Below are 8,820 nucleotides of genomic sequence, written 5' to 3' on the forward strand. Positions count from 1 at the left end.
ATTTCATTAGGTTCGAAAAATGCGCCGCGCGCGGCGCATCAGGCTTTCTTCGCCCCGATCTTCGGCTCGGTCCCCGCCTTCAGCCGTTTCAGGTTCTCCCCGTGCCGGACATAGACCAGCACGGTCAGGATCAGGGCCAGGATCAGCAGGCTCCCGTCGGTCAGAAGCAGGATCCACAGCCCCGACGAGGCCGCCGCCACCAACGCCGCGATCGACGAGGTCCGGGTCACAAGGGCCGTCAGAAGCCAGGTCAGGCAGACCGCGATCCCGACCGGCCAGCTCAGCGCCAGAAGGACGCCGAGGAAGGTCGCCACCCCCTTGCCGCCCCGGAAGCCCAGCCAGACCGGAAAGAGATGCCCCAGAAAGGCTGCCAGCCCCGCGACCTGCGCGGCATCCTCGGCGCCCACCAGCCACCGCGCCAGCAGCACCGCCCCCGCCCCCTTGCCGCCGTCCAGAAGCAGGGTTGCCAGCGCGGCCCCCTTGTTCCCGGTCCGCAGGACATTGGTCGCCCCGATGTTCCCCGACCCGATGGCCCGCAGGTCCCCCAGCCCCATCGCCCGGGTGACCAGGATCCCGAAGGGGATCGCGCCCAGCAGGTAGCCCAGTAGCGCCGTCAACAGCAGGATCCCCTGCGCAGTCACGAATTCAGGCATCTCTCACTCATCCGCCGCAAAGACCTGGCGCCCGCCGACCCAGGTCGCCAGCACCTTACCCTCCATCCGGGCCCCGTCAAACGGGGTGTTCTTGGATTTGGACAAGAGCTTGAAGCGGTCCATCAGGAAGGGCGCGTCAGGGTCGAACAGGATCAGGTCGGCCGGCGCGCCCAGGGACAGGCGGCCCTGCGGCAGCCCCAGCCGGTTGGCCGGGTTCAGAGCCATCGCGCGGAAGAGCGCGGGCAGGTCGATGTGCCCGGCATGATGCAGCCGCATCGCGGCGGGCAGCAGGGTCTGCAAGGCAACCGCCCCGGCGGCGGCCTCTTCGAAGGGCAGGCGCTTCGATTCCTCGTCTGCCGGGGTGTGGAACGACGAGATCACGTCGATCGTCCCGTCCGCCACCGCAGCCACGATGGCCAGCCGGTCCTGTTCCGACCGCAGGGGGGGCGTGACCTTGAAGAAGGTCCGGTAGTCGCCCACGTCGAATTCGTTCAGCGTGAGGTGATGGATCGAGGTCCCTGCCGTCACGTCCAGCCCCGCCGCCTTGGCGCGCTGCAAGGCGGGCAGGGCCGTGGCCGTGGTGATCTGGTCGGCGTGGTAGCGCACGCCGGTCATCTCGACCAGCGCGAGGTCGCGCTCCAGCCCCATCCGTTCCGCCATGGGCGAGACGGCGGGGATGCCGCGCAGCGAGGCGAACTTGCCCGAGGTCGCCGACGCGCCCGAGGACAGACCGGGGTCCTGCGGATGGCCCACGACCAGCGCGCCCAGCGACCGGGCATAGGTCATCGCCCGGGCCAGGGCCTTGGGCTCGGTCGAGACGCGGAAGACATCGGTGAAGGCAATGGCCCCGGCATCGCGCAGGAAACCGATCTCGACCATCTCGCGCCCCTCGCGGCCCTTGGTCAGCGCGGCCATGTGGCGGATGCGGACCGGGGCCTCGGCGGCGCGGCGGGTCACGAACTCCAGCGTCTCGGGCGTGTCGATGGCGGGATGCGTGTCGGGCCGGGCAATGATCGTCGTCACCCCGCCCGCCGCCGCCGCCGCCCCGGCCGAGCCGAAGCTTTCGCGGTGCCTCTCGCCCGGCTCGCCGATCTTGACGCCCAGATCGACGATGCCGGGGGCAAGGCACTTGCCGCCGCAGTCGATGACCGCCGCAGCCTTCGGCGCCTTCTCGTCGCGGGCCAGGATCACGCCGTCCTTGACCGTCAGGCTGCCCGGGGCATCGGTTCCGGCCTCGGGGTCGATCAGGCGGGCATTGGCGAAATGGATCGTGGTCATGCGAGGTCCGTCCGAGGCTCGGGCAGGGTATGCGACGACGCGGGCGGCTTGTCCACTGGAACTCATCCCAGGGCCAGCCAGAGCGCCACCACGGCCATCAGGACCAGCGCCAGAGCCATGAGAACGAAGACCGCCGTCGGGCGTTGCGCTGGCGGGGCGGGCTGGGGGGGCGGGGCAAGGACGCCCGTCGCGGCGGCGGTCGGCAGGGGCTCGAAATGCACCGGCGGGCGGTCCTCCCGGTAGGTGCCGACCAGCGTCAGGCGCGGATCGAGGCTCAGCGTCACCTCGCGCCCGTGCAGCGCCCTGGACAGAAGGATCACCACCGGACCCTTCAGCGCGTCCAGCGGGGGCCGGTCCGCCTGAAGCGCGGCCTCGGGTATCCCCAGCCCCTCGGCCAGATAGCCCGCAAGGCCGAGGTCGGAAAGATCGGCCACATCGAACAGCTCGACATGGGCCGGGTCGATGTCGGGGTCGCCAAACAGCGCCTGAAGCAGCTGTGCCTTGTCGCGCTGCATCTCGTCCGCGCTCAGCGCCGCCTGAAAGACGCGGACGCCCAGCCGGTCCTGCGCCGGAACGGTCAGCGTGATCACGCCCGCCCCCCCATGATGCGGGCGGCGGTGGCGGCAGGGTCGGCCTGGTACTTGATGAGATGCCGGTCGCCCGAGGCCGTGGTGACCTGCACCGCCCCCAGGAAGGCCCGGGCCGAGACGATCTGACCCCGCTGGATCGCCCGGCCGCCGGGGCCCAGCAGGCGGCGGTCGGTCAGCCGCCAGACCTCGGCCAGCGCCTCGGAGGCGAGGTAGGCGGCCCGCACCCCGATGGCGAGGACGGCGCCAAAGGGACCGGCGACCGGGTAGGGGTTGCCCTGCCACATCAGGAACAGCCCCGCCGCGGCACCCAGGACGACGGCCAGGATCAGATGCCCGCGCCAATAGGCGGTGCGGTCGGCGCGGAACTCGGCCAGAACCGTCTCGCCGTCCTGCAAGGGGGTCACGGTGCCAAGGATCGGGTCGGGCTCGATCCGGGCCATCAGGCGATCCAGACGATGACGATGGTGAAAATGGCGATGAAGACGAGGACGGCAGTGGCGACCATGCCGCCCTGGCGCATCTCGGCTTTCGTAGGCTTGCGGTCGGGGTCGGGGGTCATCGGCTTTCCTTGGATTGCAGGCCCCGGATCAGGGCAAACACTTCGCGTCCCTCGGCGATGTTCTCGAAACCCTTCTTCTCGGTCGTCGTTCCGCCATCGCCGTCATCTTCCCGCCGGGTGTGCAGCCAGACGGTACAGGCCCCGCGGCCCTCCACCAGTTCGACCGCGGTCTGCGGACGGATCGGCAGCGCTTCCAGCGAGCGTCTCCAGTAGTGCCGGGCAATATAGGCCGCACGATCCGTCAGCGCATAGCGGACCCGGCGATGGGCCTGCATCGCCTCGATCCATTGCAGAACGACCAGATAAAGGCCCACTGCCAGAAAGGGGGTCGCGAAGATGGCAAGAAAGATGCCCAGACCCAGCAACGCGATCCCGTCAGCCTTGCCCATGAAGGACAGACCGAACCCGAAGCAGGCCACACCGCCGACCAGAAAGGGTGTGCCGAAAGCGGCCAGGAACAGCCGCTTGGGAAGGTCGAAGATGCCGGGCAACGGGGCGCCCTGCCACAGCAGCCGTTCGCCGGGGGCAAGGTAATCCTGCCAGGCCTCGCCGGTCACGCCATCATCCCCACGATCTTCCGCCCCCGCTCGGCCCGCAGGTTCCGCGCCAGAAGGTCCATGCAGGCCATCCGCACCGCGACGCCCATCTCCACCTGGTCCTGGATCACGCTGCGGTTGATGTCGTCGGCCAGATCGCCGTCGATCTCCACCCCCCGGTTCATGGGCCCGGGGTGCATCACGATGGCGTCGGGCGCGGCATGGGACAGCTTCTCGGCGTCCAGACCGTAGCGGTGGTAGTATTCGCGTTCCGAGGGGATGAAGCCGCCGTCCATCCGTTCCTTCTGGAGCCGCAGCATCATCACCACGTCGGCGCCCTTCAGACCCGCTGCCATGTCGTCGAAAAGCTCGCAGCCGAAGTCCTCCACCCCCGAGGGCATCAGGGTGGGCGGCGCGATCAGGCGCAGGCGGTTTTCCATTTTCCCCAGCAGGATAAGGTTCGACCGCGCCACGCGGCTGTGGGCGATGTCGCCGCAAATGGCGATGGTCAGCCGCTGGAGGCGGCCCTTGGCGCGGCGGATGGTGAGGGCGTCCAGCAAAGCCTGCGTCGGATGTTCATGCCGCCCGTCGCCGGCGTTCAGGACGGCGCAGTCCACCTTCTGCGCCAGCAGGTTCACCGCTCCGCTGGACCCGTGGCGGACCACCAGCAGGTCCGGGTGCATCGCGTTCAGCGTCATCGCGGTGTCGATCAGCGTCTCGCCCTTCTTCACGGACGAGTTCGCCACCGACATGTTCATCACGTCGGCCCCAAGCCGTTTTCCGGCCAGTTCGAAGGACGACTGCGTGCGGGTCGAGTTCTCGAAGAAGAGGTTGATCTGCGTCATCCCCGCCAGCACGTCGGACTGCTTGACCGTGCGGCGGTTCAGATCGACATAACGCTCGGCCAGGTCGAGGACGGTGGTGATCTCCAGCGGCGAAAGGTGCTCGATCCCCAGCAGATGGCGGGCGCGGAAGGCCATGGTCGTCCCCTCTCCGGTCTGATGTCCGGTTTCCCCCTCTATCGCAAAGGCCGGGGGGCGCGGCAAGGGAAAGGCTCGTCGTGGACTTCGTCGCTCCTCGCGCCCTCCCGACGAGAAGCCGAAGGCGAACGAGGAGGAGTTACTTGCGCTTCAGGTGCTCTTCCAGCCGTGGCATGATCTCGACGAAGTTGCAGGGGCGGTGGCGGCTGTCGAGTTGCAGCTTCAGGATCTCGTCCCAGGCATCGCGGCAGGCGCCGGGCGAACCGGGCAGGGCGAAAAGATAGGTGCCCCCCGCCACGCCCCCCGTCGCGCGGCTTTGCACGGCGCTGGTGCCGATCTTCTGCATCGAGACGAGGGTGAAGACGGTGCCGAAGGCCTCGATCTCTTTCTCGTAGACCTCGCGGTGGGCTTCCACGGTGACATCGCGGCCGGTCAACCCGGTGCCGCCGGTGGTCAGGATCACGTCAACCTGCGGGTCGGCGATCCAGTCGCGCAGGCGCTGAACGATGGCCGGGCGGTCGTCGGGGACGATGCCGCGATCCGCCAGCACATGGCCTGCTTGGGTCAGCCGATCGACCAGCGTGTCCCCGGACTTGTCCGTTCCGGGCGTGCGGGTGTCGCTGACGGTCAGGACGGCGATCCGTACCGGGTGGAAGGGCAGGGTTTCGTCGATACGGGACATGAGGTCAGCTCCTTGGCAAAAGTGCAAGCCGCAGCGCCAGCGCGCCGAAGATCGTGGCACTGATCCGCGACAGCCATGCCGCCAGACCCGCCGAACGGGCGATGCGCTGGCCGATCGTGCCCGCGAAAAGCCCGACGGCGCCGTTCACGATCAGCCCGCCGGCGCAGAACACCAGCCCAAGGGTCAGGAACTGCGGCAGGATCGGCCGGGCCGGGTTCACGAACTGCGGCAGGAAGGCAAGGATGAACAGGATCACCTTGGGATTCATGAGGTTGACCATCAGCCCCTGCCGGAAGGCGCGCGCGGTCGTGATGGGGGCCACTTGCGATCCGGCCGCGAAGGGCGAGGACCGCAGCGCCCCTGCGGCCAGCCACAAGAGGTAGCCGACCCCCAGCCAGCGGATCGCCTCGAAGGCGGCCGGATGGGCTGCAAGCAGCGCCCCCAGACCCAGCGCCGCAAGCGTGGTGTGCACAAGGCCGCCGACCGCAATCCCGACATTCGCCGCCATCGCCGCCCGCCGACCGGATTTCAGGCCCTGGCCAAGGCAGAACATCATGTCCGCCCCCGGCGTCAGGTTCAGCGCCAGCCCGGCGGGGATGAAGGCGAGAAGCGCAAGAGGCTCGACCGGAAGCATCAGCGCAGCCTTGCCTGAAGCGAGAGAAGGTCCGCCCAGGCCTCGCGCTTGGCGGCCGGATTGCGCAGCAGATGGGTCGGATGGGTCATCGGCAGAAGCGGTTTGCCAAGGGCCCGGGACCAGTTGCCCCGCGCCCGCAGGATGCCCTTCGTCCCGGTCAGCGCGAACAGCGGCGTGTTGCCGACAGCCACGATCACATCCGGGTTCACCAGCGCGATGTGGCGTTCGACAAAGGGCAGCATCATCGCGATCTCGGCCGGTTCGGGGTCGCGGTTGCCGGGCGGACGCCAGGGCATGACATTGGTGATGTAAAGCGCCGTTGCCGCGTCGGGCGAGGTCCGCGACAGGCCTATGGCCGCGAACATCCGGTCCAGCAGCTGCCCGGCACGGCCCACGAAGGGGCGGCCTTCGCGGTCCTCGTCGGCGTCCGGTGCCTCGCCCAGGATCAGGACGCGGGCCTTCGGATTGCCATCGGCAAAGACCGTGTTGCGCGCGCCCTTCTTCAACTCGCAGAGGTCAAAGCCGACGAGAGCCGCGCGCAAGGCGTCAAGTGACTGCGCCCGTCCCGCCAGATACCGGGCAATCTCGACCGGGTCGGCGGCAGGGATTTCCGGCGCGGGTGCGACCGAAGACGCCTTGCCGACCAAGGGTTTGGGGGCCCCGACGGGCAGTTCGTACCGATTGACCGGCGCGTCGCCGATCACCTCGTCCGCGCCGGATTCGATCTGCCAGGCCAGAGCCGCCAATGCAGCATCCCAATCCTCAGCGATCTCGGCGGCGATTCCCATGGGCCGAGACTAGGGCCCGGTCTCCGTGGCGACAACCCGCCTCGGCCGGACGGGGCGCATCGCCGCAGCCACGGTTCACGGCGCGGGGCAGCCCTTGACCTCGACCGCTCCGGTGGGGATGAGGATCGTCATCGTGACCTTGGAGCGATCCAGCGCGAAAGGCGCGCCGTTGGGCGGCACCAGTTCGGTCATGGCCACCAGCTCTCCGCCCTGCCGTTCGGTGATCGCCTCGGCGACCCAGACCGTGCGGTCGGCGGTCTCGAAGGCGACGACCTCGGGCAGTCCGGGGTCGGGCAGACCCAGCCGCGCGGTCAGGCGCAGGCCGTCCTTGATCGGGTCGATGCTGCAGGAAACCTTTGTGACACCAGCCTCTTGCGCGGTGGCGGCCCGGTGCGACAGGGCCGCCCGGATGCCAGCGTCCGGGGCGCCCGGAGCGGCAAGGTCGGTCGAAAGCTCCAGTGTCGCGGGCAGGCAGACGTCGTCGCAGACGCCGAGGTCCATCCGCAGGTTGAGCCGGATCGGACGACCGGGGGTCTCGGGCGTGACCTCCAGCGGCAGGATGACCCGGTCGTGGTAGCCGATCGACTGCATGCCGTTGGTGTGGAACACGGCCGGGACCGGCCAGTGGATACGGACCGATTTCACGTTCCGGGACCCCGACCAGTCAAAGCTCGGCGGGATGCCCGCATCGCCGGGACTGCGCCAATAGGTCTTCCAGCCGGGGGCCAGGTTCAGCTCGATCGCTGCCATGTGTCCGCCATTTTCCATTTGCCATCCGGGCCTTAGCTGACCCGACAGGACATCGTCCTGCGTGGTCGCGAGGGCGGGAGAGGCGGCGAGAAGCAAGGCGACGACGGTTTTCAACATGGGGCGAACATAGGCAAGGCGAGAGCCATGGGAAATCACTTTCGGGCGAAGCGGCGTGATCGTGGCGGTCTGGCCATGATCCGGGGCTTGTTCGCCGCGGTCTCCGGGGCCATGTTTCGCACAAGGGGAGGGCGGTGCCGATGGACCTTGCCGGACAGATCCTGATCGCGATGCCGGGGATGACGGACCCTCGGTTCGAACGCAGCGTGGTGCTGCTTTGTGCCCATTCGGCCGAGGGCGCGATGGGGTTGATTGTCAACAAGCCCTTGGAAGATCTGAGCTTTTCCGGGCTGCTGGAGCATCTTGGCATCCCCCTTGGCCCCCTGGGCCGCGACATCCGGGTGCATTTTGGCGGGCCGGTGGAGCGGGGGCGGGGGTTCGTGCTGCACTCGGCCGACTGGCGGCCTGCGGGCGAGGGCACGATGCAGGTGCCGGGGGGCCTGGAGATGACCGCGACGATCAATGTGCTGGAGGCTTTGGCTTCCGGGGGCGGGCCGGGTAAGGCCTTGCTTGCGCTGGGGTATTCCGGCTGGGGGCCGGGGCAGCTGGAGGCCGAGATCGCGCGGAACGACTGGCTGACTTGTGACGCCCCCGAGGGGTTGGTGTTCGCGCCCGACGACGGCGGGAAGTGGTCGGCGGCGCTGCGGGGGATGGGGATTGATCCCTTGACCCTGAGCGCGGCGGCGGGGCGGGCGTAGAGGCCGCAAGGCACTCCGGGTAAGGGGTTGGGAACGCTGGGTTAATCCGGGGGATTTCCGGGAGGTTAACGGTATGGCATCCGTCTGGCATGCGTCTGGCATCTGTACGGACGCTCGGCGGGTGGGGTAGGCGTTAACCTTTGGGGGCGAATCGGGGGTGGCCGGGGCGGTGCGCTGTAGCGTACCCTTCATTTCTCAGATCAGTTCTTCTCGATCCATCCGAGCAAAAGAAAGGTCAATGAGAGAATAATCACAGGCCAAAGACCATACTCATGCCCCGTCGATTTGCGACGCCGCATTGTGACATCCCTGATTGCCTTGGGTTTTGGTGGTCGTTTCGGCTTGGCAGGTGAAGGGTTTGTCTGCTTCAGTTTTGGAAACTTCGGTGGCTTGTACTTTGGCGTTTTGACCGCCTTAGGTGCGGACTGAAGGGTCTTAACTTGTCTTGTAATGAATCCGTCGGCCGATTTCTTCGGATGCTGTCCCGTCGAGTGGTGTAGCTGGCGCTGATCGTCACCGTGATGTTCGGCGCGGGCCTGCTTGATCAGGATGCCA

The 8,820-nt window shown here is 68.0% G+C and carries 12 protein-coding genes; 1 reads left to right on the forward strand and 11 read right to left on the reverse strand.

Features of this window, described 5'->3' with window-relative positions:
- Positions 1-38 precede the first annotated feature (38 nt).
- From plsY to D5084_RS10675, 10 genes are all read right to left on the reverse strand, one after another.
- Positions 39-653 (reverse strand): glycerol-3-phosphate 1-O-acyltransferase PlsY, encoded by a 615-nt coding sequence (gene plsY / locus D5084_RS10630; RefSeq protein ID WP_128515464.1) that lies wholly within the window; start codon positions 651-653, stop codon positions 39-41.
- 3 nt (positions 654-656) lie between these two features.
- Complete coding sequence (pyrC, locus tag D5084_RS10635) at positions 657-1,931, reverse strand: dihydroorotase (protein ID WP_128515465.1); 1,275 nt, start codon at positions 1,929-1,931, stop codon at positions 657-659.
- Between the two features lie 62 nt (positions 1,932-1,993).
- On the reverse strand, positions 1,994-2,521 hold the full coding sequence (locus D5084_RS10640) for a hypothetical protein (protein ID WP_128515466.1): 528 nt from the start codon (positions 2,519-2,521) through the stop codon (positions 1,994-1,996).
- A complete protein-coding gene (locus D5084_RS10645) occupies positions 2,518-2,961 on the reverse strand; it encodes a hypothetical protein (RefSeq protein WP_128515467.1) in 444 nt (147 codons plus the stop codon). The genes D5084_RS10640 and D5084_RS10645 overlap by 4 nt, the downstream gene beginning before the upstream one ends.
- A 115-nt stretch (positions 2,962-3,076) precedes the next feature.
- The gene (locus tag D5084_RS10650) at positions 3,077-3,637 is read right to left on the reverse strand and encodes a hypothetical protein (protein WP_128515468.1); all 561 of its coding nucleotides are present in this window, start codon (positions 3,635-3,637) and stop codon (positions 3,077-3,079) included.
- Complete coding sequence (locus tag D5084_RS10655; RefSeq protein ID WP_128515469.1) at positions 3,634-4,596, reverse strand: aspartate carbamoyltransferase catalytic subunit; 963 nt, start codon at positions 4,594-4,596, stop codon at positions 3,634-3,636. The genes D5084_RS10650 and D5084_RS10655 overlap by 4 nt, the downstream gene beginning before the upstream one ends.
- 139 nt (positions 4,597-4,735) lie before the next feature.
- A complete protein-coding gene (gene moaB, locus D5084_RS10660; RefSeq protein ID WP_128515470.1) occupies positions 4,736-5,278 on the reverse strand; it encodes a molybdenum cofactor biosynthesis protein B in 543 nt (180 codons plus the stop codon).
- Positions 5,279-5,282: 4 nt separating this feature from the next.
- A complete protein-coding gene (locus tag D5084_RS10665; RefSeq protein ID WP_128515471.1) occupies positions 5,283-5,912 on the reverse strand; it encodes a LysE family translocator in 630 nt (209 codons plus the stop codon).
- Positions 5,912-6,700, reverse strand: a complete 789-nt coding sequence (locus tag D5084_RS10670) for a uracil-DNA glycosylase (protein ID WP_128515472.1) — start codon at positions 6,698-6,700, stop codon at positions 5,912-5,914. The genes D5084_RS10665 and D5084_RS10670 overlap by 1 nt, the downstream gene beginning before the upstream one ends.
- Before the next feature lie 75 nt (positions 6,701-6,775).
- A complete protein-coding gene (locus D5084_RS10675) occupies positions 6,776-7,567 on the reverse strand; it encodes a protein-disulfide reductase DsbD domain-containing protein (RefSeq protein WP_128515473.1) in 792 nt (263 codons plus the stop codon).
- 140 nt (positions 7,568-7,707) lie between these two features.
- Here D5084_RS10675 and D5084_RS10680 point away from each other — a divergent pair, with 140 nt between their 5' ends.
- Positions 7,708-8,265: a YqgE/AlgH family protein gene (locus D5084_RS10680; protein WP_128515479.1), complete on the forward strand. Its 558-nt coding sequence runs from the start codon at positions 7,708-7,710 to the stop codon at positions 8,263-8,265.
- 200 nt (positions 8,266-8,465) lie between these two features.
- On the opposite strand, the gene D5084_RS18465 is transcribed toward D5084_RS10680, so the two are convergent.
- Positions 8,466-8,820, reverse strand: a 355-nt coding sequence (locus tag D5084_RS18465; protein WP_202910055.1) for a hypothetical protein, incomplete at its 5' end; no start/stop codon positions are given.

Origin of the sequence: Tabrizicola thermarum, from assembly GCF_003574395.1 — a bacterium.
In the GTDB taxonomy this organism is placed as follows: domain Bacteria; phylum Pseudomonadota; class Alphaproteobacteria; order Rhodobacterales; family Rhodobacteraceae; genus Tabrizicola; species Tabrizicola thermarum.